Source organism: Streptomyces sp. NPDC107471, assembly GCF_055582845.1.
This window is the reverse complement of record NZ_JBVJPC010000005.1, coordinates 567,901-593,904: the sequence shown is the minus strand read 5'-3', so window position 1 is coordinate 593,904 and position 26,004 is coordinate 567,901. Positions and strand designations below refer to the sequence as shown.

22 protein-coding genes are annotated in these 26,004 nt (G+C 72.4%); 6 read left to right on the top strand and 16 right to left on the bottom strand.

Features of this window, described 5'->3' with window-relative positions; genetic code table 11:
• Window positions 1–265 precede the first annotated feature (265 nt).
• Window positions 266–4,228: an nSTAND1 domain-containing NTPase gene (locus tag ACZ66S_RS20180; protein WP_469902855.1), complete on the top strand. Its 3,963-nt coding sequence runs from the start codon at window positions 266–268 to the stop codon at window positions 4,226–4,228.
• Between the two features lie 182 nt (window positions 4,229–4,410).
• Here ACZ66S_RS20180 and ACZ66S_RS20175 read toward each other — a convergent pair whose 3' ends face one another.
• The 3 genes from ACZ66S_RS20175 to ACZ66S_RS20165 form a co-directional block, all read right to left on the bottom strand.
• Window positions 4,411–5,628, bottom strand: coding sequence for an amidohydrolase family protein (locus ACZ66S_RS20175; RefSeq protein ID WP_469902854.1), 1,218 nt, complete (start codon window positions 5,626–5,628; stop codon window positions 4,411–4,413).
• Window positions 5,629–5,739: 111 nt separating this feature from the next.
• On the bottom strand, window positions 5,740–6,450 hold the full coding sequence (locus ACZ66S_RS20170) for a TIGR03943 family putative permease subunit (RefSeq protein ID WP_469903036.1): 711 nt from the start codon (window positions 6,448–6,450) through the stop codon (window positions 5,740–5,742).
• Entirely contained in the window at window positions 6,447–7,472 is a 1,026-nt protein-coding gene (locus ACZ66S_RS20165) for a permease (RefSeq protein WP_469902853.1), read from the bottom strand. The genes ACZ66S_RS20170 and ACZ66S_RS20165 overlap by 4 nt, the downstream gene beginning before the upstream one ends.
• Window positions 7,473–7,681: 209 nt before the next feature.
• Here ACZ66S_RS20165 and ACZ66S_RS20160 point away from each other — a divergent pair, with 209 nt between their 5' ends.
• A complete protein-coding gene (locus ACZ66S_RS20160) occupies window positions 7,682–9,532 on the top strand; it encodes an NAD-binding protein (RefSeq protein WP_469903035.1) in 1,851 nt (616 codons plus the stop codon).
• A 156-nt stretch (window positions 9,533–9,688) separates the two neighbouring features.
• Here ACZ66S_RS20160 and ACZ66S_RS20155 read toward each other — a convergent pair whose 3' ends face one another.
• Complete coding sequence (locus ACZ66S_RS20155) at window positions 9,689–11,503, bottom strand: S9 family peptidase (RefSeq protein WP_469902852.1); 1,815 nt, start codon at window positions 11,501–11,503, stop codon at window positions 9,689–9,691.
• 281 nt (window positions 11,504–11,784) lie between these two features.
• Here ACZ66S_RS20155 and ACZ66S_RS20150 point away from each other — a divergent pair, with 281 nt between their 5' ends.
• On the top strand, window positions 11,785–12,594 hold the full coding sequence (locus ACZ66S_RS20150) for an SURF1 family protein (protein WP_469902851.1): 810 nt from the start codon (window positions 11,785–11,787) through the stop codon (window positions 12,592–12,594).
• Window positions 12,595–12,685: 91 nt separating this feature from the next.
• On the opposite strand, the gene ACZ66S_RS20145 is transcribed toward ACZ66S_RS20150, so the two are convergent.
• The 4 genes from ACZ66S_RS20145 to ACZ66S_RS20130 form a co-directional block, all read right to left on the bottom strand.
• Entirely contained in the window at window positions 12,686–13,714 is a 1,029-nt protein-coding gene (locus ACZ66S_RS20145; RefSeq protein WP_469902850.1) for a hypothetical protein, read from the bottom strand.
• A 131-nt stretch (window positions 13,715–13,845) separates the two neighbouring features.
• On the bottom strand, window positions 13,846–14,511 hold the full coding sequence (locus ACZ66S_RS20140) for a SigE family RNA polymerase sigma factor (protein ID WP_469902849.1): 666 nt from the start codon (window positions 14,509–14,511) through the stop codon (window positions 13,846–13,848).
• A 373-nt stretch (window positions 14,512–14,884) separates the two neighbouring features.
• Window positions 14,885–15,937, bottom strand: a complete 1,053-nt coding sequence (locus tag ACZ66S_RS20135) for an aspartate-semialdehyde dehydrogenase (RefSeq protein ID WP_469902848.1) — start codon at window positions 15,935–15,937, stop codon at window positions 14,885–14,887.
• The gene (locus ACZ66S_RS20130) at window positions 15,934–17,211 is read right to left on the bottom strand and encodes an aspartate kinase (protein ID WP_037717902.1); all 1,278 of its coding nucleotides are present in this window, start codon (window positions 17,209–17,211) and stop codon (window positions 15,934–15,936) included. The genes ACZ66S_RS20135 and ACZ66S_RS20130 overlap by 4 nt, the downstream gene beginning before the upstream one ends.
• A gap of 207 nt (window positions 17,212–17,418) precedes the next feature.
• Between ACZ66S_RS20130 and ACZ66S_RS20125 the strand changes: the two genes are divergently transcribed.
• Window positions 17,419–18,144 carry a sulfite exporter TauE/SafE family protein gene (locus ACZ66S_RS20125; protein WP_469902847.1) on the top strand — a complete coding sequence of 242 codons (726 nt, stop codon included), beginning with the start codon at window positions 17,419–17,421 and terminating at the stop codon, window positions 18,142–18,144.
• A gap of 54 nt (window positions 18,145–18,198) precedes the next feature.
• Here ACZ66S_RS20125 and ACZ66S_RS20120 read toward each other — a convergent pair whose 3' ends face one another.
• From ACZ66S_RS20120 to ACZ66S_RS20105, 4 genes are all read right to left on the bottom strand, one after another.
• Window positions 18,199–18,615, bottom strand: coding sequence for an SsgA family sporulation/cell division regulator (locus tag ACZ66S_RS20120; protein WP_469902846.1), 417 nt, complete (start codon window positions 18,613–18,615; stop codon window positions 18,199–18,201).
• 146 nt (window positions 18,616–18,761) lie between these two features.
• Window positions 18,762–19,418, bottom strand: coding sequence for a DUF5063 domain-containing protein (locus ACZ66S_RS20115; RefSeq protein ID WP_469902845.1), 657 nt, complete (start codon window positions 19,416–19,418; stop codon window positions 18,762–18,764).
• Window positions 19,411–20,010, bottom strand: a complete 600-nt coding sequence (gene recR / locus ACZ66S_RS20110; RefSeq protein ID WP_007383602.1) for a recombination mediator RecR — start codon at window positions 20,008–20,010, stop codon at window positions 19,411–19,413. The genes ACZ66S_RS20115 and recR overlap by 8 nt, the downstream gene beginning before the upstream one ends.
• 76 nt (window positions 20,011–20,086) lie before the next feature.
• The gene (locus tag ACZ66S_RS20105; RefSeq protein ID WP_030667858.1) at window positions 20,087–20,434 is read right to left on the bottom strand and encodes a YbaB/EbfC family nucleoid-associated protein; all 348 of its coding nucleotides are present in this window, start codon (window positions 20,432–20,434) and stop codon (window positions 20,087–20,089) included.
• A 253-nt stretch (window positions 20,435–20,687) separates the two neighbouring features.
• Here ACZ66S_RS20105 and ACZ66S_RS20100 point away from each other — a divergent pair, with 253 nt between their 5' ends.
• Window positions 20,688–21,413, top strand: coding sequence for an SLATT domain-containing protein (locus ACZ66S_RS20100; protein WP_469902844.1), 726 nt, complete (start codon window positions 20,688–20,690; stop codon window positions 21,411–21,413).
• A 33-nt stretch (window positions 21,414–21,446) separates the two neighbouring features.
• Here ACZ66S_RS20100 and ACZ66S_RS20095 read toward each other — a convergent pair whose 3' ends face one another.
• The 4 genes from ACZ66S_RS20095 to ACZ66S_RS20080 all read right to left on the bottom strand — a co-directional run bounded on the left by ACZ66S_RS20095 (window position 21,447) and on the right by ACZ66S_RS20080 (window position 24,509).
• Window positions 21,447–23,009, bottom strand: coding sequence for a PstS family phosphate ABC transporter substrate-binding protein (locus ACZ66S_RS20095; protein WP_469902843.1), 1,563 nt, complete (start codon window positions 23,007–23,009; stop codon window positions 21,447–21,449).
• Window positions 23,010–23,133: 124 nt separating this feature from the next.
• Window positions 23,134–23,391 (bottom strand): hypothetical protein, encoded by a 258-nt coding sequence (locus ACZ66S_RS20090; RefSeq protein ID WP_469902842.1) that lies wholly within the window; start codon window positions 23,389–23,391, stop codon window positions 23,134–23,136.
• A gap of 57 nt (window positions 23,392–23,448) precedes the next feature.
• Window positions 23,449–23,907 (bottom strand): MarR family winged helix-turn-helix transcriptional regulator, encoded by a 459-nt coding sequence (locus ACZ66S_RS20085; protein ID WP_469902841.1) that lies wholly within the window; start codon window positions 23,905–23,907, stop codon window positions 23,449–23,451.
• Entirely contained in the window at window positions 23,904–24,509 is a 606-nt protein-coding gene (locus ACZ66S_RS20080; RefSeq protein ID WP_469902840.1) for a type 1 glutamine amidotransferase family protein, read from the bottom strand. Before ACZ66S_RS20080 ends, ACZ66S_RS20085 begins: the two co-directional genes overlap by 4 nt.
• Window positions 24,510–24,637: 128 nt before the next feature.
• On the opposite strand from ACZ66S_RS20080, the gene ACZ66S_RS20075 reads away from it, so the two are divergent.
• Window positions 24,638–25,993 carry an aminotransferase class III-fold pyridoxal phosphate-dependent enzyme gene (locus tag ACZ66S_RS20075; protein ID WP_469902839.1) on the top strand — a complete coding sequence of 452 codons (1,356 nt, stop codon included), beginning with the start codon at window positions 24,638–24,640 and terminating at the stop codon, window positions 25,991–25,993.
• The last annotated feature ends 11 nt before the right edge of the window (window positions 25,994–26,004 follow it).

Below are 26,004 nucleotides of genomic sequence, written 5' to 3'. Positions count from 1 at the left end.
TGGGGACCGGTACCGGAGGAAGCGGGTGACCGTGGGCGGAATGTGGCCGAGAACATGCGGCGCGCTGAGTGGCATGCGGGGCGCTGGGCTGGTGGCCTGTCATGGCGTCGCCCGATGGCTGGGCCGCAGGGTCGTGATCCTGCCAGCCAGGGGCTCGACAGAGGAGGTTCCGGTGCCGGAGACAGTGCGTTGCCGCAGGTCAGCCGTATAAAGTGAGTTTTCCGGTCCGGATTCGACAGGCGAGGGAAGTAAGGGGTGGAAGACCTTGAGCTCCGACTCAGGAGCACGCACGGCCTTCGCGGAGCGTCTCGCACTGTTGTACAGGGAGGCAGGGAATCCGCCCCTCAAGCGCGTGTCCGAGGGAGTCGGCCGGCTCCAGCGCGTGGACGAGCGGGGGCGCCCGGTCCGGGTGTCCGCGCAGCGCATCAGCGACTGGCGGCGGGCCCGCAACGTACCCGCTCAGTTCACCGCCCTCGCGGCCGTGCTGCACATCCTCATTCCCGAAGCCCGGCGGATCAGTCCCACCCCCGTCTCGGCCGGTCTGTACGACCTCGGCCAGTGGCAGAAGCTGTGGGAGCGCGCGCTGGCGCCGGACGAGGACGAGAGCCCGCAGCCTGAACCCCCCGCCGGGGTCTGCCCGTACCGGGGCCTCGCCTCCTACCGGCAGGAGGACGCCCGCTGGTTCTTCGGCCGGGAACGGAGCACGGCGGCCCTCGTCCACCTGCTCGGCTCGGCGGCCGAGACCGGCACCGGCGGCCTGGTGATGCTCGTCGGCGCCTCGGGCGCGGGCAAGTCCTCGCTGCTCAACGCGGGTCTGGTGACCGCCCTGGAGGAGGGCGCGCTCGGCGGTGCCGACGAGGACGGCGGCCGCCCGGTCCTGCAGCTCGTGCCGGGCGCCGACCCGCTCACCGAACTGACCGGCCGGATACCCGAACTGGAACCGGTCGTCGCCGCCGCGCGGACCGGCGGACCGGACATCGATCACCCTCCCGAATTCGCGCACACCGTCCGGGACGCGGTCGCCTCGTGGGCTCAGCGCGAGGCCGCCACCGCCCCGCCCGTGGTGATCGTCGACCAGTTCGAGGAGGCGTTCACCCTCTGCTCGGACGAGACGGTCCGGCGTACCTTCGTCCGCCTGCTGCACGCCGCGTGCACGCCCGCCGGCCCGGACGCGCCGGCGCCCGCCCTGGTCCTGCTCGGCATCCGCGCCGACTTCTACGAGCGCTGTCTCGACCACCCCGAGCTGGCCGACGCACTCCAGCACCGGCACATGGTGCTCGGCCCGCTCACCGGCGGGGAACTGCGCGAGGCCGTGACGGGTCCGGCCCGGGCCGTGGGCCTGGAGCTGGAGCCGGGGCTCGCGGAGCTGATCGTGCGCGAGGTGAGCGCCGACGGCCCGCGAGGGGCGCATGACGCGGGCGTACTGCCGTTGCTCTCGCACGCCCTGCTGGCCACCTGGCAGCGCCGCAAGGCGGGGCGGCTGACCGTGGCCGGCTACCGGGCGGCCGGCGGTATCCAGGGCGCGGTCGCGGCGACCGCCGAGCGCGCCTGGTCCCGGCTGGACCCGGCCGCGCGTACGGCGGCCCGCCTGCTGCTGCTGCGTCTGGTGCGGCTCAACGAGGACACCCAGGCCACCCGCCGGCGCGGCACCCGGCGCCAGCTCGCCGCGGAGTCGGCCGACCCGGGGAAGACGGAGGAGTCGCTGGAGGCCCTGGTCCGGGCCCGCCTGGTGACGCTGGACGCGGAGACCGTGGAGATCACCCACGAGGCGCTGCTGACGGCGTGGCCGCGGCTGCGCGAGTGGATCGACGAGGACCGCAGCGACCATCTGCTGCGCCAGCGCATCGAGGAGGACGGCCGCTCCTGGGAGGGCTCGAACCGGGACTCCTCGCTGCTGTACCGCGGCTCGCGGCTGGAACAGGCACGGAGCTGGGCGAAGTCCGCCGGGGACACCTATCTGACCCGCAGCGCGGTGGAGTTCCTGGCCGCCTCGGTCCGACTGCGCCGGCGTACCGTCCTGATCGCCCGGGGCGCGGTGTCGGCGCTGGTCGTCCTCGCGCTGGTGGCCGTCGGCTCGGCGGTGGTGGCCTGGCAGCAGCGCAACGACGCCGTGTTCGAGCAGGTCGTCGCGGAGGCGGACCGCGTCCAGTACACGGACCCGTCGCTGTCCGCCCGGATCGACCTGGTCGCACATCGCCTCCGGCCCCACGACGAGGGCACCAACACCCGGCTGATCTCCATCGTCAACGCGCCGCTGGCCACCCCTCTCACCGGTCACACCGGGGCCGTCTACCTGACGTCGTTCAGCCCGGACGGCAAGCTCCTCGCCACCGCCAGCTACGACCGGACGGTCCGGCTGTGGGACGTCAGCGACCGCCGGCACCCCAAAGCGCTGGGCGCCCCCCTCACCGGCGGCACGAGCTGGGTGAGCAGTGCGGTCTTCAGCCCGGACGGCCGGACCCTGGCCAGTGCCGGCGACGACGGCAGGATCCGGCGGTGGGACCTTTCCGACCCCCGCCGGCCGAAACCGCTGGGCGCTCCCCTGACCGGTCACCGGGGCACCATCTATCTGATCGCGTTCAGCCCGGACGGGCGCACGCTGGCCTCCGCCGGCGAGGACCGCACCGTACGGCTGTGGAACACGGACGGGTCGAAGAAGGCGCCCGTCGTCCTGACCGGGGCCGGGGCCGCCGTGCGGTCCGTGGCGTGGAGCCCCGACGGGCGCACGCTGGCCGCCGGTGGCGACGACAACACGATCCGCCTGTGGAACACCGCCGACGCGCGGCGGCCGACGGCGTACGACAAGGTGCTGGCCGGGCACACCGGGCTGGTGCACTCGGTCGCCTTCAGTCCGGACGGCACCGAACTGGCCAGCGGCAGCGCGGACGCCGGCGTCCGGCTGTGGGACGTGCGGGACCCGGCCGACCCGGCTCCGGTCGGCTCGCCGCTCACCGGCCACACCGGACCCATCTGGTCGGTGGCCTTCAGCCCGGACGGGAGCACGCTCGCCGCCGCCAGCGCGGACAGCACGGCGAGCCTGTGGAACGTGAGCGACCCGGAGTACCCCTCACAGGTCGGCGAGCCCCTCGCCGGGAGCAGCGGTGAGATGTACGCGCTGGGGTTCAGCCCCGACGGCCGTACGCTCGCGACCGGCAGCGGCGACAGCAAGGTGCGCCTGTGGTCGATCCCGGCCGGGGACCTGGTGGGCAGCAGCGGGGCGTTCCGACGCGACGGCGACGTGCTCGCCACGGCCGGGCGGGACGGGCGGATCCGGCTGTGGAACGTGGCGGACCCGGACCGGCCCGTGGCCCTGGGCAAGCCGTTCACCCCCGTGGTGCGCGACCCGTTCTCCCAGGTGCTGTTCTCCCCCGACGGCCGCACGCTCGCGGTGCTCACCACCGGCCGGGTCCAGTTGTGGAACGTCACCGACCCCGCCCACCCCGTCCCCTACGGTCCGTCGCTCGTCCTGCACTCCCGGTTCATGGGTCCGGACGCCCTGGCGTTCAGCCCGGACGGACGCACCCTGGCCACCGCCTACGACAGCCGCCGCCTCCAGTTGTGGGACGTCACCGACCCGGCCCACCCGGTCTCGCACGGCCCGATCGCCGGCCATCGGGGGTACATCGACAGCCTCGTCTTCAGCCCGGACGGCCGGACCCTGGCCAGCGGCAGCGCGGACGGCACGATCCGGCTGTGGAAGGTGACGGACCCGGCCCGTCCGACCCCGCTCCGCACGCCGCTCACCGGGCACACCGGGCCGGTCAACGTGCTCGTCTTCAGTCCGGACGGGCACACCCTGGCCAGCGGCGGCGACGACGCCGCGGTCCGGCTGTGGGACGTGAGCGACCCCCGGCACGCCGAGCAGACGGGAGCGGCGCTCACCGGGCACAGTGAGGCCGTCGTGTCGCTGACCTACAGCCGCGACGGCGCCACGCTGGCCAGCGGTGGCCACGACAACACGGTCCGGCTCTGGGACGTGGCCGACCCGTCCGCGGCCGGCCCCATCGGACGGTCGATGAGCCCCAGCGCCAAGACCGGCGGCTTCCTCTCCTTCAGCCCCGACCGACGCATGCTCGGGGTCTCCAGCGGCGCGGACACCATCCGGCTGTGGGACCTGGACGTCGACAAGGCCATCGACCGCGTCTGCGCCACCACCGCGAACGTTCTGACGCGCGAGGCCTGGAAGGAGTACCTGCCGCGGCTCTCGTACGATCCTCCGTGCGACTGAAGCGTATTACGTGATCCCGATCACAACTTCTCCCCGCAGCCGAGCAGTCCGCTCCCGCTGTTCCTGCGGCCTTGTTAGTGTTGGCCACAGCCCGACCGCTGGTGCATCCCCCGTCGCCAGCGGTCGGGTCTTTTGCCGCCTTCTCCACCGCGGGTGAGAGGCCGGGTGACCGAACCGCCCACCTACCGGTCGAGGTCGAGTTGCAGCATCCGGATCGCGTTGCCCCGCAGCAGCTTGTAGGTCACGTCCTCCGACAGTCCCGCCACGTGCTCCCGGGCGACCTGCTCGGTGTGCGGCCAGGTCGAGTCGACGTGCGGGTAGTCGGTCTCGAAGGTCGCGTTGTCCACACCGACGGTCTCGATGGCCTCGATGCCGTGCCGGTCGCGGAAGAAGCAGCAGAAGATCTGCCGGTAGTAGTACGTGGAGGGCGGCTCCGGGATCAGGTCCCGGACCCCGCCCCAGGCCCGGTGCTCCTCCCATACGTCGTCGGCGCGCTCCAGGGCGTACGGGATCCAGCCCATCTGGCCCTCGCTGTACGCCAGTTTGAGCCGGGGGAACTTCACCAGGACCCCGGAGAAGAGGAAGTCCATCATCGAGGCCATGGCGTTGTTGAAGGACAGGGATGCCTGGACCGCGGGCGGGGCGTCGGGAGAGGCGGCCGGCATCTGGGAGCTGCTGCCGATGTGCATGTTGACGACCGTCCCGGTGTCCTCGCAGGCCGCGAAGAACGGGTCCCAGTAGCCGGAGTGGATCGACGGCAGCCCCAGGTAGGTCGGGATCTCGCTGAACGTGACGGCCCTGACGCCCCGTTCGGCGTTGCGGCGGATCTCCGCGACCGCGAGCTCGACGTCCCACAGCGGGATCAGGCACAGCGGGATCAGCCGGCCGCCGCTGTCCCCGCACCACTCCTCGACCATCCAGTCGTTGTAGGCGCGCACACAGGCGAGCCCGACCTCCTTGTCCTTGGCCTCGGCGAAGGTCTGCCCGCAGAACCGCGGGAAGGTCGGGAAGCACAGGGAGGCCTCGACATGGTTCATCTCCATGTCCTCGATCCGGGCCTTGGGGTCCCAGCAGCCCCGCCGCATCTGCTCTCGGGTGATCCCGTCGAGGGTCATCTCGTCCCGCGAGAAACCGACGGCCGCGATGATCCGCTTGTACGGGAAGAGCTCGCCCTCGTACTCCCACCAGTCCGTGAGCTGGCCTTCCGGATCGGTGCTGAACCGGTACTTCCCGCCCACGTACGCGAGGTCCCCGATGCCGGCGGTGAGCGGCTTCGGCCCCCGGTCCCGGTACTTCGCCGGAAGCCAGGTCTCGAAGAGGTGCGCGGGCTCGATCACGTGATCGTCGACGCTGATGACTCTGGGGATGTCCCGGGTTCCGCTCTCGGTGGTGACGGCCATTGCCTGCCCCCTAGCCGGTATCTGATGGGTCGTCAGATCGAAGGCTAGGGGGAGCCACCGGCATCGGCAAGGGCCGGACGGGTCGGCCCGGCGCACCAGAAGGGCCGGACGTCAGTTGTTCCAGGTCTCGTCGTACGGATCGGTCGGCGTCGGGACCGGCCGGGCCTCCGTGATGTCGAGGTAGGGGATCGGGCCGCCGTTCACCGGGTCCCTGGTCCGCTTCGCCGTGTACGTGCCGGTGACCTGGAGCCAGCCGTCCGGCTTGAGGACCGGCGGGATCCGCCCGGTCAGGCCGACCTTGACCGGCTGGGCGTCCGCCGCGCAGCAGTTGAGGGCCATCCGGACCAGGTAGGGCGCCCCCGAGCGGTCCAGGGCGACGAACCCGGTGACGGTGATCCGCCGCCCTGACAGACCCTTGCCGTGCTCGTAGACGGCCCGGCCCGCGTAGTCGGCGAGGCCGAGCCGCAGCGGCCCGCTCTCCGGGAGCCGCGCGTAGCCGTACGACTGCTGCAGGGCCGTCCCCGTGCGCATCGCGCTGTAGGAGCCGAGGGCCGGCGGGGCCACCAGGATCAGGGCGAACAGGGGCAGCACGAGGAGCCAGGAGACGCGGGGCTCGCGGTGGGCGTGCCCCTGTTCCCCGGGCGCCGCCCGCCACTCGTACCAGGCCGTCGCGAGTGCCGTCGCGATGAGGACGACACCGGCCGCGAGGACCAGCGGGCGCAGGCCCGCCTTGACGTACCGCAGATAGAGGTCGGTGAGGCCCGCGTGCAGGAGGGCCGCGCCGAGCACGAACAGGACCGCCGACTGCGCCTGCCGGTTCACAGCATCACCCACCCGGTCAGCACCGAGACCACGATCGCCAGGACGAGGGTCGCGGGCGCGAAGCGCAGGGCGAAGGCCCGCCCGAAGGTGCCCGTCTGCATCGCGAACAGCTTGAGGTCGATCATCGGGCCGACGACCAGGAAGGTCAGCCGCGCGGTCAGCGAGAACTGGGTCAGCGAGGCGGCCACGAACGCGTCCGCCTCCGAGCAGATCGACAGCACCACCGCGAGCGCGGCGAGCGCCAGCACCGCGATCACCGGGTTCTCCGCCGCCGTACGCAACCAGGTCTGCGGGACGACGGCCTTCAGGGTCGCCGCCGCCATCGCACCCACCACCAGGAAGCCGCCCGCGTGCGTCACGTCGTGCCGGACCGAACCCCAGAAGGCGGCACCCCGGCCCTGCCCCTCGTACGCGTGCCGGGCCGGCGGCTTCAGCAGGTCCGTGCGGCCGAGACGCAGCCACAGCCAGCCCATCGCGCACGCCACCAGCAGGCTCGCGACGAGCCGCGCCACCACCATCTCCGGGTCGCGCGGGAAGGCCACGGCGGTCGCCGTCAGCACGATCGGGTTGATCGCGGGAGCGGAGAGCAGGAAGGCGAGGGCCGCCGCCGGGGTGACCCCGCGGCGCACCAACGCGCCCGCCACCGGCACCGACGCGCACTCGCACCCCGGCAGCACCGCACCCGCCACCCCGGCCACCGGCACCGCGAGGGCGGGGTTCTTCGGCAGGGCGCGGGCGAAGAACGACGGCGGCACGAACACCGCGATCGCCGCCGACAGCAGCACCCCGAGCACCAGGAAGGGCAGCGCCTGCACGAGCACGGCGACGAACACCGTCATCCAGCTCTGCATGACGGGCGCGCCCAGCGCCCCGCGGATCGGCCCCTGGAGCAGCACCACGAGCAGCATCAACAGGGTCAGCACGAGGGGCGAGTTCAGGCGCCGCTCGGCCCCGCCCCGCACGTCCGGGGGGCGCTCCTCGCCGGTGTCCCGCGTGGGCGGGGGTGCTTTGGTCACGGCCACGGCCGGGGTCCCTCCGAGGTGGGGTGCTGGTCTCCCTGCCGGTGCGTACGGCCGGGAGGGTCCGATTGCTCAGCGTGCGCGGCGGTTTGGGGATTTCTTGACGGTGGGTGCGCCGTGGCACCACCCGCCCCGGTAGGGCAGTCTTCTCCCTCGTGGGGAGCGTTCCGAACCAGGGTCCCGGACTGCCGGGCGACACGGCAGCAGCGCACATGGTGGTGTGCGGGGACGACGGGCTCGCGCACCGGCTGGCGGCCGAGCTCAGAGGGGTCTACGGCGAACAGGTCACCCTGGTCGTCCCGGCCTCCGAACGATCCGTGCGGCCACCGGTGGTGGTACGGGCCCGCGCCGCCTCCGCCCTCCTCGACCGGGTGGTGACCGCCGCGGCAGGGCTGACCGGCAACGGCAGCGGCGCCGCCGCTGTCACCGCCGCCGGCGAACCCCCGGGCGGCATACGGCTGATGGAGGCCGCCGAACCGAACGAGACGGCGCTCGCCGAGGCCGGCGTGGAACGGGCGGACGCCCTCGCGCTCGTGTACGACGACGACGAGACCAACATCCGCGCCGCCCTCACCGCCCGCCGCCTCAACCCCCGACTGCGGCTCGTCCTGCGCCTCTACAACCGGCGCCTCGGCCAGCACATCGAGGAACTCCTCGACCAGGCCGCCGCGTTGGCCGCCGGCGGCCCGGCCGACGGGAGCGGCTTCGACGCCTCCACGACCGTGCTCTCCGACGCCGACACCGCCGCCCCCGCACTGGCCGCCACCGCCCTGACCGGCACCAGCAAGGTGCTCCAGACCGGCGGCCTGCTGCTGCGGGCGGTCGAACGGCCGCCGGCCGGCGCCGGGGCGAGCGCCGATCCGAGCCTCGCCACGCTCGCCCTCCTCTCGCCGACCGACACCTCCGGGCCCGGCGGCGACCAGGGCCCGACCCTGCTGCCGGACGCGGCGGCGGTACGGGACGGCGGCGGACGCGCGACCGTGGTGCTGGAGCAGGTGTCGTACGCCGGACCCGCGCTGCCCGACGGGCGTGGTGTGATGCCCTGGTTCGCGTCGCTGTTCTCACGCCGGCTGCGCTGGTCGCTGGCCGGGATGGTGGGGTGCGTGGTCGCGCTCGCCGTCGCCCTGTGGCTGGTGACCGGCATCCATCCGCTGCGCGCCTTCTACCTGACCCTGCTCGACCTGTTCGCGATCGACGACCCCGCGATCGGTGAGTCCGTCGGACGGCAGATCCTCCAACTCCTGTCCGGGCTCGCCGGACTGCTGCTCCTCCCGGTCCTCCTCGCGGCGGTCCTGGAGGCCCTCGGCACCTTCCGCACCACGTCCTCCCTGCGCAGACCGCCCCGGGGCCTCGGCGGGCACGTCGTGCTCCTCGGTCTGGGCAAGATCGGCACCCGGGTGCTGACCCGGCTGCGGGAGCTGAACATCCCCGTGGTGTGCGTCGAGTCCGACCCCGAGGCCCGCGGCCTGGCCACCGCGCGGCGGCTGCGGGTGCCGGTGGTGCTCGGGGACGTCACCCAGGAGGGGGTCCTGGAGGCCGCCAAGATCCACCGCGCGCACGCCCTGCTCGCGGTGACCAGCGCGGACACCACCAACCTGGAGGCCGTGCTGTACGCCCGGGCCGTGCGGCCCGACCTGCGGGTGGTGCTGCGGCTGTACGACGACGACTTCGCGACCGCCGTGTACCGGACCCTCCGGGCCGCGCACCCCCGGGCCTCCACGCGCAGCCGGAGCGTCTCCCACCTGGCGGCTCCCGCCTTCGCCGGGGCGATGATGGGACGACAGATCCTCGGGGCGTTCCCGGTGGAGCGGCGGGTGCTGCTGTTCGCCGCGGTGGACGTGGCCGGGCATCCCCAACTGGAGGGGAGAACGGTGGGCGAGGCGTTCCGGGCGGGGTCCTGGCGGGTACTGGCCCGGGAGGAGTCCGGGGACTCCCCGGGGCTGATGTGGGACCTGCCGGACACGTATCTGCTTCAGGCCTCGGACCGGGTGGTGCTGGCGGCCACGCGGCGGGGGCTCGCGGAGTTGCTGGGGCGCAGGGGACGGGAGCGGACGGGGACATAGCCGTTCGTCGCGGGCTGCGACCGGGTGGGGGCTGATCGCGCAGTTCCCCGCGCCCCTCGGACGGGTACGGCTGGGCCGACTTCGGCTGCACCCACCTGGGGGCGCGGGGAACTGCGCGACCGGCCCCCCACGCACCCGCAGCCGAAGTCCTCCCCGCTACCCCAAATACCTCGCCGCGAAGTCCAGCTCCAGCCTCACCTGCTTGATCCGCTCGTCCACCACCAGCGAGCCGTGCCCGGCGTCGTACCGGTACACCTCGTGCACCGCCCCCCTGGACTCCAGCCGCTTCACGTAGTTGTCGATCTGCCGGATCGGGCACCGGGGGTCGTTGACCCCCGCCGAGATGTACACCGGGGCCTTGACCTCGTCGACGTACGTCAGGGGCGACGACGCCTCGAAGCGCTCCGGCACCTCCTCCGGCGTGCCGCCCAGCAGCGTCCGGTCCATCGCCTTCAGCGCCTCCATCTCGTCGTGGTACGCCGTGACGTAGTCGGCGACCGGCACCGCCGCGATCCCGAGGGCCCACGCGTCGGGCTGGGTGCCCAGGCCGAGCAGCGTGAGGTAGCCGCCCCAGGAGCCGCCCGTGAGGATCAGCCGGGCGGGGTCGGCGAGGCCGGAGCCGATCGCCCACTCCCGGACCGCCGCGATGTCCTCCAGCTCGATCAGACCGACCCGGTGCTTGAGCGCGTCGGTCCACTCGCGGCCGTACCCCGTGGAACCGCGGTAGTTGACCCGGACGACCGCGTACCCGTGGTCCACCCAGGCCGCCGGGCCCGCCGCGAAGGAGTCGCTGTCGTGCCAGGTGGGGCCGCCGTGGATGTCGAAGACCGTCGGCAGCGGTCCCGTCGCCCCCGCTGGCTTCTGCACCAGGGCGTGGATCCGGCCGCCCGGACCCTGCACCCACACGTCCTCCACCGGCACCGAGCCGGGGGACTTCAGACCCGGCGGGTCCAGGACGACCTCGCCCGTCGTCGAGCGCACCGCCGACGGCTCGGCGGCGGAGGACCACAGGTACTCCACGCTGCCGTCGGGGCGGGCCGTCGCCCCGGAGACCGAGCCGGGCGGGGTCGGGACCTTCTCGAGCTTGCCGCTGTCCAGGTCGTACCGGAAGAGCTCGCTGCGGGCCTCGAAGCTGTGCGCGATGAGCAGGCCCGTGCCGTCCGGGTACCACTCGGCGCCCACGTCACCGGGCAGGTCCAGGGCGAGGTCGGTCTCCTCGCCGGTGGCCACGTCCCACACCAGCGGCTCCCAGCGGCCCCGCCGCTGATGGCCGACGAGCAGCCGGGTGTCGCCGTCCACCGGGGCGAAGCCGAGGACCTCCAGGCCCAGCTCCTCGGTGCCGTCCCGGGTGTCGTCGAGCTCGGCGACCGCCCTGCCGTCGGGACGCAGCACGCGCAGCGCCGAGTGCATGGCGTCGCCGTGCTCGGTGTGCTCGATCGCGATCAGCGAGCCGTCGTGGGAGAGGTCGCCGACGCCCGCCGACTCACGGTGCCGGTAGATCTCCACCGGCTCCTCGCCGGTGCGCACGAGGTGGACGGAGGTGCCCTCGTCGTCGGTCGAGCGGCCCACGACCGCCGTCCGGCCGTCCCGGCCCAGGGCCACGCCCGCCGGGTAGGAGGCGTCCAGGCCCGGTGCGGCGAGTTCGTCGGGGCCGCCCTCGAAGGGCTGGCGGCGCCAGACGCCGAACTCGTCGCCGTCCTTGTCGTCGAACCACCAGATCCACGCGCCGTCCGGGGAGAGCAGGCCGTCCGTGGTGCCGTTGGGCCGGTCCGTGACCTGACGCTGGGCGCCGGTGGCCCGGTCCCAGGCGTACAGCTCGTACGTCCCCGTGGCGTTGGACACGAACAGGGAGCGGTCGGGGGCGTCCTCCGCCCAGTCGGGCAGCGACACCCGGGGCGCCCGGAAGCGCTTCTCCCAGTCCGGCATCTCGTTGTTCCGCTCGGCCGCGGCGGACCCGTTGCTCTCAGTCATGACCCCATACTGCCTGCCCTCACAGACAATCCGCAGACGAGGTCCCCAGCCTGTGGACAACTTCTGCCCGCCACTTGCCCGAACCCCCCGCGACCAGGGCGGGGAGGCCGTTGCGGACCCGTTGTCAGTGGCGGGGTGCAGACTCGTCCGCATGACCGATCCGCGCAGGACCGTGGAGAGTTTCCGGTTCCGCCGCGCGTACCCGGGCGACCGGCACCTGCGGACCGAGCGGTACTGACCCCGCTCCCGGCCCGACGGGGACGGCCCCGTACCGTGGGGGTGTGTACCGGTTTCTGCTGACGCCCCGCTGGTTCGGCATCAACGTCTTCGTGCTGCTCGCCATCCCGTTCTGCCTCTTCATGGGGTCGTGGCAGCTCAGCCGGTTCGAGGACCGGATGGCGGAGAGCCGGGACGCCGAGCAGTCGGTCGTCACCGACGGGCGGGAGGCCGCGCGGCCGCTGGCCGAGCTGCTGCCGGTGGACAAGGCGACCTCCGGCAAGCAGGTCACCGCCACCGGCCGCTACGACAAGCAGCTCCTGGTCCCCGACCGGCAACTGGACGACCGCGAGGGCTACTACGTCCTGACGCTGCTGCGCGTCGACGGCGGCAGGGCCCTGCCCGTCGTCCGGGGCTGGCTGCCGGGCACCCCCGATCCGGCGAAGGTCCCGGCCGCGCCGAAGGGCGAGGTCACCGTCACCGGCGCGCTCCAGGCGTCGGAGACCCCGGGGGACAACGGCGTCAGCGCGCGGGGCGGGCTCCCGGCCGGACAGACCGCGGCGATCAGCGCGGCCTCGCTGATCAACCTGGTGCCGTACGACGTGTACGACGCGTGGGTCACCCTCAACGCCGGTGACGCGGGGATGAAGGCCGTACCGGCGACCGCGCCCGCCGACAGCGGGCTGGACCTCAAGGCATTCCAGAACCTCGGCTACACCGGCGAGTGGTTCGTCTTCGCCGGCTTCGTGGTCTTCATGTGGTTCCGGCTGCTGCGCCGCGAGGTGGAGTTCGCCCGGGACGCGGCGCTGGGCATCCTGCCGGACGACGACGCGCAGCCGTCCCCGGAGCAGGCGCAGGAGAAGGCGACCGCCTGAAGCCGGGCGTCCCCCGACGCCCGCACGCCCCACCGGGGGCCCTGCACCCTGTCAGGCCGTCACGCCGTCACGCCGTCACGCCGTCACGCCGTCACGCCGAGGTGAGCACACCCGTCCAGTACACGGTCCCCGCACAGGCGTTGGTCACCGTCGTGGACGCCGACGCTCCGCCGCCCTCCGTCGTGTACGTCACCAGGACGCTGCCGTCGGCCGCGCCGTCCTCCGTGACGAGCTGGGTGGAGGTGCCGGTGTCGCCGCCGGTCGAGGAGCCCTCGCCGGTGGAGGTGTCCGGGGAGGTCGACGGGTCGGGGGTCGGGTCGGTCGAGGGTTCCGAGGTGGGACAGGTCCCGGACGGCACCCAGGCGAACCGCACGTCGTAGGCGGACCCCGGCTGGAGCACGAGCTGGGAGACCTCCTGGGACGGGTCGGGCAGCCCGGCCGAGGCCGCGTCGCCGGACGTGTGCCGGAGCCCGCCGATCTTGCTGCTGTCGGCCGCGCCCTGCGCGCTCGGCGTCACGATGCCGGGACCGGCGACCGTGCAGGCGGCGGAGGAGCTGTTGGTGACGCGGAAGGTGCCGTAGACCGTCCCGGAGGCGTCGGGCACCGCGGTGCTCGCCGTGGGGGCGCCGAGCTGTGCGGCCGTGCACACCTGGGCGTTCTCGGAGGTCGTGGCGGAGGGGTCGCTGCCGCTGCCGGCGCCGGTGCTGGCGCCCGCCGTCCTGCCCTTGTCGTCGCCCTTCGGCTCGCCCTTGTCCTTGTCCTCGGTCTTGCCCGCGGAGCCGCCGGAGGTGGACTCGCCGCCGTTCTCCTGCTTGCCCTGGCCCGCGCCGCCCTGCATCTGGGAGGTGTGCCCGGCGTTGGAGGTGTTGGCACTGGTGCCGGTGGAGGAGACGTGCACGACGGCGGGGATGGCGGTGCCGAAGAAGAGGGCGGCGGCCGCCATGCCGACCACGGCCTGCCGCTTGCGCGCCCGTCTCGCGGGCACCGCCTTGCGCAGATGGTCCAGGGTGCCGTCCCGCGGTTCCATCTCCTGGACCGCCTGGTGCAGCATCCGTCGCAGTGCCAGCTCGTCCGAGTCGAACTCCCCCGTGGAGCTCAGATCATCGGGGCCCTGATTCACAGTTCCGTTCCCAGCGTGCGGTTGCTTGTGCTCTTGCCTCGCCGTCCGGGTCGGCTCGTGCTCGCCTTCCCCGGTCGGCTCATGCCACGCGTAAGGCTCGTGGCGCCGTCCATCGGAGTTGCCCTCGCCGCTCACACCGGTTCCTCCATCGCGACCCGCAGCGCGGCGATCCCCCGCGAGCCGTACGCCTTCACGGAGCCCAGCGAGATGCCGAGGGTATCGGCGACCTGGGCCTCCGTCATGTCCGCGAAGTAGCGCAGGACCAGGACCTCGCGCTGGCGGCGCTGGAGGCCCTTCATGGCCTTGATGAGGGAGTCGCGCTCGAGCTGGTCGTACGCGCCCTCCTCGGCGCTCGCCATGTCGGGCATCGGCTTGGACAGCAGCTTGAGTCCGAGGATGCGCCGGCGCAGGGCCGAGCGGGAGAGGTTGACGACCGTCTGACGCAGGTAGGCGAGGGTCTTCTCCGGGTCGCGGACGCGTTTGCGCGCCGAGTGGACCCGGATGAAGGCCTCCTGGACGACGTCCTCGCAGGAGGCGGTGTCGTCGAGCAGGAGGGCGGCGAGACCCAGCAGGGAGCGGTAGTGCGCCCGGTAGGTCTCGGTGAGGTGGTCGACGGTGGTACCGGCGGCCGTCCCGTCCTCGGCGTACTCGGCTCCGTCACGCTGACTGGGTATGCGGGCGGGCCGCGCTGCGGGCATGGGCGCGATCACCGGCATGCCACCGGGCGCCCCGGGCCTGCGGGGCCTGAGGACGGCCGCGCCGCTCGGCGCGGCAGGGAAGTCGAGTACCTGAGCCACGACAGTTGGACACGCTCACCCCGGTGAGGGTTGTACGCGGCCGTCCATCTTCTCTCAGGCAGCACAACTGACCGTGCGTCAAACGCGCTCATGCCTACCCGCTCTTCCCCTGTGTCCTGAATGACCGAGGCGTCCCCACGCCTCGCACGCATCCCCGCACCCCTGAAAGGGCGTTCGCAAAGACGCTCCCCGCCCTTCGCGCGGTTGCGGAGAGCGGGGAGGAAAATCTTCGGACGTCCGAGCGCCGGGATCAAGTGGTACGGACCATTAGTCGCACCACATGTCGCACACAGATCCTACAAAGGCTTCCGGCCGTGGCCAGGAGTTTTCCCGTAGGCACAACTGCGTACAGCAGATTCGCCGCGGGACGGGGTCACCGGAACTCGGCCGCCACCAGCTCCGCGATCTGCGCGGTGTTGAGCGCGGCGCCCTTGCGCAGGTTGTCGCCGCACACGAAGAGTTCCAGCGCGGTGGGGTCGTCGAGGGCCCGCCGGACCCGCCCGACCCAGGTGGGATCGGTGCCGACGACATCGGCGGGGGTGGGGAACTCCCCGGCCGCCGGATCGTCGAAGAGGACGACCCCGGGGGCGGTCGCGAGGATCTCGCGCGCCTTGCGGACGGTGACCTCGCCCTCGAAGCGGGCGTGGACGGTGAGGGAGTGCACGGTGACCACCGGCACCCGCACACAGGTCACGGCGACCGGCAGTGCGGGCAGACCGAGGATCTTGCGGGACTCGTCCCGCACCTTCATCTCCTCCGAGGACCAGCCGTCCTCGCGCAGCGAACCGGCCCACGGCACGACGTTCAGCGCGACCGGCTCCGGGAACGGCCCGGTGTTGTCGCCCACGGCCCGCCGCACGTCACCGGGGTGCGTGCCGAGCTCGGTGCCGGCGACCAGGGAGAGCTGCTGGCGCAGGGTCTCCACGCCCGCCCGGCCCGCACCGCTCACCGCCTGGTACGAGGACACCACCAGCTCCCGCAGCCCGAACTCGGCGTGCAGCGCGCCCAGGGCCACGATCATGGACAGGGTCGTGCAGTTGGGGTTGGCGATGATCCCGCGGGGCCGCATCCGGGCCGCGTGCGGATTGACCTCGGGGACGACGAGGGGCACGTCCGGGTCCATCCGGAACGCGCCGGAGTTGTCCACGACGACGGCACCCCGGGCGGCGGCGACCGGCGCCCACTGTGCGGACACCTCGTCCGGTACGTCGAACATGGCGACGTCGACCCCGTCGAAGGCCTCCTCCGACAGGGCCACGACCTCGACCTGCTCCCCGCGCACGGCCAGCTTGCGGCCGGCCGAGCGGGGGGAGGCGATCAGTCGGATCTCGCCCCAGATGTCCGCGTGCTGGGACAGGATCTGGAGCATGACCGTGCCGACGGCCCCGGTCGCTCCCACGACCGCGAGCGTCGGACGTACGGTCATCGGCCGGTGCCTCCGTAGACCACGGCCTCGTCGCTGTCGGAGTCGAGCCCGAAGGCGCTGTGCACGGCGCGGACGGCCTCGGCCACGTCGTCGGCGCGCGTGACGACCGAGATGCGGATCTCGGAGGTCGAGATCAGCTCGATGTTCACACCGGCGTCGGACAGGGCGGTGAAGAAGTCGGCCGTGACGCCCGGGTTGGTCTTCATGCCCGCGCCGACCAGGGAGATCTTGCCGATCTGGTCGTCGTAGCGCAGCGAGTCGAAGCCGATGCCCGACTTGTTCTTCTCCAGGGCGTCGATGGCCTTGCGGCCCTCGGCCTTGGGGAGCGTGAAGGAGATGTCGGTCAGCCCGGTGGAGGCGGCGGAGACGTTCTGCACGATCATGTCGATGTTGATCTCGGCGTCCGCGATCGTGCGGAAGATCACCGCGGCCTCACCCGGCTTGTCCGGCACGCCGACGACCGTGATCTTGGCCTCGGAGGTGTCGTGCGCGACACCGGAGATGATGGCCTGCTCCACCTTCTTGTCCCCTTGCTCGATCGGCTCACTGCTGACCCATGTGCCCTGGAGTCCGCTGAAGGACGACCGGACGTGGATCGGGATGTTGTAGCGGCGGGCGTACTCCACACAGCGGTGGAGCAGCACCTTCGAACCGGAGGCGGCGAGCTCCAGCATGTCCTCGAAGGAGATCCAGTCGATCTTCTTCGCCTTCTTCACCACGCGCGGGTCGGCGGTGAACACGCCGTCGACGTCGGTGTAGATCTCGCAGACCTCGGCGTCGAGGGCGGCCGCGAGCGCCACGGCGGTGGTGTCGGAGCCACCGCGGCCGAGCGTGGTGATGTCCTTCTTGTCCTGGCTGACGCCCTGGAAGCCGGCGACGATGGCGATGTTGCCCTCGTCGAGGGCCGTACGGATACGGCCCGGCGTGACGTCGATGATCCGGGCTTTGTTGTGGACCGAGTCGGTGATGACGCCGGCCTGGCTGCCGGTGAAGGACTGGGCCTCGTGGCCCAGGTTTTTGATCGCCATGGCCAGCAGCGCCATGGAGATCCGCTCCCCGGCGGTCAGCAGCATGTCGAACTCACGCCCGGCAGGCATGGGAGATACCTGCTCGGCGAGATCGATCAGCTCGTCCGTCGTGTCGCCCATCGCGGAAACGACGACGACCACCTGGTGGCCGTTCTTCTTCGCTTCGACGATTCGCTTGGCGACGCGCTTGATGCCTTCGGCATCGGCTACGGAGGAGCCTCCGTACTTCTGCACGACAAGGCCCACGTGCGCTCCTCGCTCAGTCCGTGTGTGTCGGCTCAGTTTACCGAGCGCCCGAATTCCACCTCCGCGGTATCGCATCGTGAGATTCGGACGCCCAGGTCAGCGCATGCCCAACTGCGCACCTCGGGAAAAGTGCACCGCGTCACACGGCCCTGTGGTGCCCCGGTGCGGTGAGAGGCTGTGCTGTGAAGTGCTGACAGTGAGGTGGGCATGACGGTGACGGCCGAGGTGCTGCTGGCCGGGCTCGTGCTGCTCGGCTCCTGCGTGCAGTGGCTCACCGGGATGGGGTTCGCCCTGGTCTCGGTGCCCGCGCTGGTGCTCCTCCTCGGCCCGGCGCAGGGGGTGGTCCTCGCCAACTGCGCGGCCGGGGTGATCTGTCTGGTCGGACTGGCGGGCGGCCTGCGTCGGGTGCGAGCCCGGGCGATGCTCCCGTTCTGCCTCGCGGCGGCCTGCACGGTCCCGGCGGGCACCTGGGTGACCCGCCGACTCCCCCAGCCCTGGCTGCTGTTGGTCATGGGCACCCTGGTGACGGTGGCGGTCCTGCTCGTCATGCGGGGCGCGCGGGCGGCGGCACTGGACGGCACCCGGGGTGCCGTGTTCGCGGGCGCGGCAGGCGGGTTCATGAACTCGGCGGCCGGGGTGGGCGGCCCGCCGTTCTCCCTCTACGCCGTCAACGCCGGTTGGACGGTACGGGAGTTCGTCCCGAACGCGATGTTCTACGGCGTGATCGTGAACGCGTTCTCGGTGGCGTCGAACGGACTGCCCGGGCTGAGCCGCACCCAGTGGCTCCTGGTCTGCGCGGCGATGGCCACGGGCTCTCTGACCGGCAGATGGCTCGCCCCCCGCATCCCGGAGAACCGGTCCCGCCTGCTCGTCCTGCTCCTGGCCCTGACGGGCGGGATCACAGCCGTGGGCAAGGGGCTGTGGGGACTGTGAGCGCCGGGATTGTGAGCGCCCGACGCCCTACGGCGTGACAGCCCGCCGCACCCGTCACACCCGGCCCCCGAACAGCGCCACCAACCCCTGGTCCAGCTCCGCGCCGACCGTTTCCTCGTCCGGGGCGACGACCGTGTACGTGCGGGCCAGGAAGCGGGTCAGGTCCGCGGTGGTGAAGCTGAGGACGGCGACGCCCTGGTCGGTGCGGAACTCGACGCAGGTGTGGACGGGGCCGGCCGGACGGACGCGGACGCTGCCGATGCCGGCCGAGGTGCGCAGCCCCTCGCCGAGCAGGACACGCGCGAAGGTCCACGTCGTGACCTCGCCGTCGACCGTGACATGGGGCGGGAAGTCGATGTGCACGGCCAGCGGGTCGGCGGAGGTGTAGCGCAGGGTCGCCGGGATCGCGATCTCCTGGTCCGTGGCCGTGATCAGGCGGGCACCTGTCGGCTGCTGGAGGGTGACGTGCATGAGGGGCTCCAAGAGGGCGGGGGCGCGGGCCGGGTGTGGCCGTCAAGCACTGAGACCACCCCAGGTGCCCGCGCATTACGCCGTTCTCGAAACCCGCCTGTATGACTCGCGTCACACGACGGCGAGGAACCCCTGCTCAGGGACGCTCAGGAGGGGTGCAGCCCGAGCGGGCCCGCGATCTCCTCCACCATCACCTTGCCCGCCTCGAACTCCAGCGTCTCGTCGCCGATCGCCTGGTCGGTGTCGAGACCGTCCAGTTCCTCCAGCGGCTGGTTCAGGCGCACGTGCGCCACCACCGACTGGAGGGCGCGCAGGGTCGCGGACGCGGTGGAGCCCCAGTTGGAGAAGTACGAGAACTGCCACCACCACAGGGCCTCGCTGGTGCGGCCCGCGCGGTAGTGGGCCATGCCGTGGCGCAGGTCGGTGATGACGTCGGTCAGGTCGTCGGAGATCCGGGCCGGGACCGGCGCCTTGCGGGGCTCGTAGGGGTCGAAGACCTCGGAGTAGACGTCGATCGGGTCCAGCAGCCGCGCCAGGTTCTCCCGGAGTTCGTCCACGTCGGCGTCCGGACCCGTGTCGGGCTCGTAGCGCTCGTCCGGGACGATGTCCTCGTGGGCGCCCAGCCGGCCGCCGGCCAGCAGGAGCTGGGAGACCTCCAGGAGCAGGAAGGGGACGGCCGAGTCGGGTTCGTCGCCCTTGGCCACCTCCATGACGGCCACCAGGAAGCTCTCGACCTGGTCGGCGATCTGGACCGCGAAGTCGTCGGGGTCCGGGGCGGTCGCGTGCAGTGTGGCGTCAGACATCTAGGAGTCGTCTCCCCTCGAAGGCGCGGCCGAGGGTCACCTCGTCCGCGTATTCCAGGTCGCCACCCACCGGGAGGCCGCTGGCCAGGCGGGTGACCTTGAGGCCCATGGGCTTGATCATGCGGGCGAGGTACGTCGCCGTGGCCTCGCCCTCCAGGTTCGGGTCGGTGGCCAGGATCAGCTCCGTGACCGTCCCGTCGGCCAGGCGGGCCAGCAGTTCTCTTATGCGCAGATCATCGGGTCCTACACCCTCGATCGGGCTGATCGCGCCGCCCAGGACGTGGTACTTGCCGCGGAACTCCCGGGTGCGCTCGATCGCGACCACGTCCTTCGGCTCCTCCACCACGCAGATGACGGAGAGGTCGCGGCGGGGGTCGCGGCAGATGTTGCACAGCTCTTCCTGCGCGACGTTGCCGCAGGTGGCGCAGAAGCGGACCTTGGCCTTGACCTCCATCAGGCACTGCGCGAGCCGGCGTACGTCCGTCGGCTCCGCCTGCAGGATGTGGAAGGCGATCCGCTGGGCGCTCTTGGGACCGACGCCGGGCAGCCGCCCCAGTTCGTCGATGAGGTCCTGGACCACGCCTTCGTACAACGGACTGCCGTCCTTCCTGGGGTTCCTTGCGATACGTACGCTAGTTGGCCGACACCCGACTCCGGAAGACGGGCCCTCAGAAGGGCAGGCCGGGGATGCCGCTGCCGCCGCCGCCGAGGCCCTGGGCGAGCGGGCCGAGCTTCTGCTGCTGGAGGGTCTGGGCGTTCTCGTTCGCCGCCTGGACGGCCGCCACGATCAGGTCGGCGAGGGTCTCGGTGTCCTCCGGGTCCACCGCCTTCGGGTCGATCTTCAGCGCGCGCAGCTCGCCGGCGCCGGTGACGGTGGCCTGCACCAGACCGCCGCCCGCCTGGCCGTCGACCTCGGTCCTGGCGAGTTCCTCCTGCGCGTTCGCCAGGTCCTGCTGCATCTTCTGGGCCTGCTGGAGCAACTGCTGCATGTTGGGCTGGCCACCACCGGGGATCACGATCAGCTCCTGTGTCCGTACAGCTTCGTGGGCGAGGTTTTTCCTCCCTGGCACGAGCCTACGTGGTCGGGACGGGCGTCGCCGCAGCACTCTTTCGAGTGAGTCGACCTGGAGTCCTATACCTGATCAAGGCCCTCTTCCGAGCGGAAAAGCGAGCAAAGCACCCCCTTCGCCACCCATTGGGCGGTAGGAAGGATCCCCGCACATCAGCATCAGGCGTCACGCAGGGTGACCGATCAGTAGGGAGCGCCGGGTGGGTCAGCCGGAGATGCAGCCCGAGGGCCCGCCTCAGGACGGACGGGCCGATCTGGCCGGGCGGACGTTTCCGCTCGGCGACTGGGGCGAGCCCGCCGTACGGCTGGACGAGTTGTACCGGTGGGTGGAGCACGGGGCGCTGGCGACGGCGTCCTGGTATCTCGCGGACCGGGTGGGGAAACGACGCTGTGCCCGGGCCCTGCGGGCCGGGGCCGCGGCCGGGGCGGTGACCGGGGCCGTGCTGCCGTTGCTGGGGCTGACGGGGGTGGTGGGGGCCGGGGCCGCGCCCTGGGGCTATCTCGCCCTGCTCCTCGCGGTGGCCTGCGTGGCCGTCGACCGCTTCTTCGGGGTGACCTCCGGCTGGATAAGGGACGTGGCCACCGCGCAGGCCGTGCAGCGCCGCCTCCAGGCCCTGCAGTTCGACTGGGCCTCGGAGAGCGTCCGCGAGGTGCTCGGCCCCACCGAGGGCACAGCCGCCGAGGCCACCGAGCGCTGCCTGGGTGTGCTGCGCCGGTTCTCGGAGGACGTGACGGAGCTGATCCGGGTGGAGACGGCCGACTGGATCGTGGAGTTCCGCAACGGGTCCGCGCCGATGGGCATCCAGGGCGCGGTCACGTCCGGGGGGCGTCAGGACCCGGGGGGCGCCCAGGGCCGCTTCCCGCTCCCGCCGGGACCGCCGGCCCGCCCGAACATGCCCCGCCAGCGTCCGCCGGAGCCCCGCTGAACCGGCTCGGGCCCGCCCCCGGGACGCGACCCGTCAGTCGCACAGCCCCGCCGCCCGCCCGCACGGCAGATGCCCCTGCGCCCTGATCACGTCCTGGCTCGTGCCCTCGTCGAGGTAGGCCAGGAAGCCCGCGGCGAGGGAACCGGGGGCCGGGGACCGGTAGGTGTAGGCGTACTCGACCCCCCGGTAGGGGTACCGCTCCGGATGCTCGATGGAGGCCACCGCGCCGCCCAGCGGCACCCGGCGCACACCCTTGTGGCCGGCGGCCAGGGTGAGCTCGCTGTAGCCGAGGGCACCGGGCTGGGCCGCGACCTTGTCCAACACGTCCTCGGTGGAGGCGAGTTCGCAGCGGGTGACGGCCGGGCGGGCGGCCGCGGCCACCGCCCTGTCGCTCAGCGGGTCGCAGTCCAGGGACGTCGTGGGGGTCATCTCCCAGGCCCCCGCCAGCACCTGTTCCTGGAAGATCTGCCGGGTCCCCGAGTAGGCGTCCCGGCTCACCAGCACGACCGGCAGGTCGGGCAGGCGCGGGAGCCCGGCGGGGCGGCCGGCGTTCAGGTCCTTCCAGCGTCTGACCTCGCCCCGGTACAGGCGCTCCACCTCGGCCCGGGTCAGTCCGCGCGCCCCGAGATCGATGCCGTCGTTGACGACGAGGGTGAAGACCGACAGGGCGGTCTTCTCGCCGTGCAGGCCCAGCCGGTCGCCCATCGGGCCGTCCGAGAAGGCGATCACGGACCGCGCCTCCTTCGCCGAACGGGCACCGGTGGCGGCGAGCCCGGCCACCCCGGCCTCGCTGCCGCGGGCCTCGACCGTGATGTCGGCCCCCGCGCAGTCCTTCTCGTACTCCTTCGCGAGCGTCTCGATGACCGGGGCGAAGGCGGTGGAGCCGGTGACCGTGAGGTGTCCCGTCTCGCAGCCCAGCGGGGGCGGGGTGTCGTCGCGGGCGACCACGATGGTGGCGAGCACCAGGACGGAGAGGGTGAGCAGGCCGGTGAAGATGCGGGCCGCGGGGCTGAGGACGGGCGGGATCTCGTCCGGGGTGGCGCTGCGGTTGGGGTGCACCTCGCCGTCCCGGAGGCCGCCGGTCATCCGGATCGGACGGCCCACGTCACCGCCGGACAGCAGCACGAGGAGCTTGTAGTGCTCGCCGCGGTTGAGGGGGACGCGGGGGACGCGCAGCCGGTTGCCCTCGTAGCCGAAGCCCCGTTCCGGGGTGAAGTGGTCCATGAGGTGGTCGGTGTCGACCGGCTGGGTGACCGAGACCCCGCGGACGGTCCGGTCGCTGAACACCGCGGTCAGACCGTGCCGTTCGGGGCCCGTGTAGTCGTCCCGGTCGATGCCCTGCGAGCCGTCGTTCTCGATGCGCAGGAGGACGAGGGTGGCGTCCGACATGTCCGGGGCCTCGTCGAAGAGCCCGAGCCGCACGTTGGCCCGGCCACTTCGGACGTCGTCGCCGATCGGGTTGTCCATCTGCACGCGGTACCCGATGCGCTTGCGGCGCGGGACCCGGCGCTCGTACCAGACCATGACCCCGGACGCGACGACACCGAGGACGGCGGTCCCCACCGCCACGAAGTTCTCCGCGCTCAGCCACTCCACTGTGGGTGCCCCCGCAACTCCCGCAGTTCGCTCGTCCGACCACCGTACGGCTGTGCGAGCGGACCCGGCGGGCCGGCGGGGCGAAGTTCGCCGGGCGTTCAACCGCCGTACGCGGAAGGGGGTTTCAGGGCGAGACCGCGGGGGCCGTCGGTGCCGTGCCGGGGCCCTCGTCGTCCAGGACGGCGTAGACCGTGCCGCCGGCGCCCAGCGCCACCACGAGCGCGGCCGCGAGGAGCGCGAGGGTGACGGCCCGGCTGCGGTCCCCCGCCGCCGGTCCCGGCTCGGACGGGTACGGCGTCAGATAGGTGCCGGGCGACCGCCGCTCCCGGGCATGCCCCCGCCCCTCGCCGTCCGCCGGGTCGGCGGCGCCGTGTTCCTCCATCGCAGGCCCTCCCCCGAGACCGCGCGCCCGCACACCTGCGCGACAGAAGACCAGTGTCTACGTCGGTGCGCCGCCCGTCGAGAGCTGGTCGAGCACCTTCGACAGCCGCTCCAGCACCCCCACGGCCTCGGCGAGTTCGTCCTCCCCGAAGGCCTCGGCGAGCCGGTCGGCGAAGGCCGCGTGCCCCGGGTCGATCCGGCGCACGGCGGCCAGCCCCTCCCCGGTCGCGGCGAGGAGCTTGGCCCGCCGGTGGGCGGGGTTGGGCCGGTACTCGGCCAGCCCCCGCTCCACCAGCAGATCGGCGATCCGCTGCACGCTCTGCCGGGTGATGCCCATCTCGCGGGCGATCCCGGCGACCGGGAGCGGCCGCGGGAGCACCGCGCCGAGCACCTGCCACCAGGCGGCCGTGAGCGCGGCGGGGGCCGCCAGCTCCTCGGCCACGGCGAGGAACTGGCCGTTGAGCCGGAACACCCCGAGCGCGCTGCGGCTGAGCAGGTCCTGCCGCTCCCGGCTCACTGCGCGGCCGCCTTCTCCAGCACGGCGTACGCCTCGGGGTCGGAGTCGTGGAACAGCCGGTACCAGGCGTCGAGCACCTCGCCCTCGTACACCCCGAGCAGCCGGAAGACCTCCCGGGCGAAGGCGACGGGCTCGGTGGGGCCTGCGGTGACCAGGACGCCGTCGGTCACGGCGTCCGCGTCGACGTACCGCTCGCCGCCGCCGTAGCCCGTGGCCGCCAGGTAGAAGGACACGGCGCTGGTGTGCTCCCGGTCGTCGAGCAGCCCCTCGCGGGCGAGCCCGGCGGTGGCCCCGCAGATCGCGGCCACGGGGACCCCGGCGTCGAGGAACTCCCGTGCCTTGCGGGCGAAGGGGGCGAGGTCGTCGCCCGCGTCCCAGAGATCGGCGCCCGGCAGGATCAGCAGGGAGCTCTCGGAGGGCCGTACGTCGCCCAGGGCGCACGCGGGCTGCACCCGCAGACCCCCGATAGACGTCACCGGCTCGCACGACGGCCCGACCGTCCGGATCCCGTACCCGGCACGCGCGAGGTAGGCCGTGGCATGGCCCGTCTCCCAGTCGGCGTAGGTGTCGTACACGGCGTGGTGCACAGGCTTGGTATTCATGACAGTATCCTGTCATTTCGACAGCAGGCTGTCAATCCTGGAACCTGGACAACCTGTCGCGGAAAGCCCCCGTCCACAGACAGGACGCCGATTCCGTTTCCGTATCGCGGACATTTACGCTCGCTCGCATGACCCCTCAGCCACACCCCGAGGTCGGCGTCGCCGTGAAGGCCGCGGACCGTGCTCATGTGTTCCACTCCTGGTCCGCACAGGAGCTCATCGACCCGCTCGCCGTCGCCGGTGCGGAGGGCTCGTACTTCTGGGACTACGACGGGAACCGCTACCTCGACTTCACCAGCGGGCTCGTCTACACCAACATCGGGTACCAGCACCCGAAGGTCGTCGCCGCGATACAGGAGCAGGCCGCACACCTGACCACCTTCGCGCCCGCCTTCGCGATCGAGGCACGGTCGGAGGCGGCCCGGCTGATCGCCGAGCGGACGCCCGGCGACCTGGACAAGATCTTCTTCACCAACGGCGGCGCGGACGCCGTGGAGCACGCCGTGCGGATGGCCCGGCTGCACACCGGGCGGCCCAAGGTGCTCTCCGCCTACCGCTCGTACCACGGCGGTACGCAGCAGGCCGTCAACCTCACCGGCGACCCGCGGCGCTGGGCCTCCGACAGCGCCTCCGCCGGCGTCGTGCACTTCTGGGCCCCCTTCCTGTACCGGTCCCGCTTCTACGCCGAGACGGAGGAGCAGGAGACCGCGCGGGCGCTGGAGCACCTGGAGACGACCATCACCTTCGAGGGTCCCGCCACCGTCGCCGCGATCGTCCTGGAGACCGTCCCCGGCACCGCCGGGATCATGGTGCCGCCGCCCGGCTACCTCGCCGGGGTCCGCGAGATCTGCGACAAGTACGGCATCGTCTTCGTCCTGGACGAGGTCATGGCCGGGTTCGGGCGCACCGGTGAGTGGTTCGCCGCCGATCTCTTCGGGGTCGTACCCGACCTCATGACCTTCGCCAAGGGCGTCAACAGCGGGTACGTGCCGCTCGGCGGGGTCGCCATCTCCGGGGCCGTCGCCGAGACGTTCGGCAAGCGGCCCTACCCCGGCGGGCTCACCTACTCCGGGCACCCGCTCGCCTGCGCCGCCGCCGTCGCCACCATCAAGGTCATGGCGGACGAGGGCGTCGTCGACAACGCCAAGAACCTCGGCACGGCCGTCCTGGAGCCGGCGCTGGCGGAGCTCGCCGAACGGCACCCGAGCGTCGGCGAGGTGCGGGGCGTGGGCATGTTCTGGGCCCTGGAGCTCGTCAAGAACAAGGAGACCCGCGAGCCGCTCGTGCCCTACAACGCGGCGGGCGAGGCGAACGCCCCGATGGCCGCGTTCGGGGCCGCCGCGAAGAAGCAGGGCCTCTGGCCGTTCGTCAACATGAACCGGACGCACGTGGTCCCGCCGTGCAACATCAGCGAGGCCGAACTCAAGGAAGGACTCGCGGCCCTGGACACCGCGCTCTCCGTGGCCGACGAGTACACGGAGTAAACCCCCGGCGC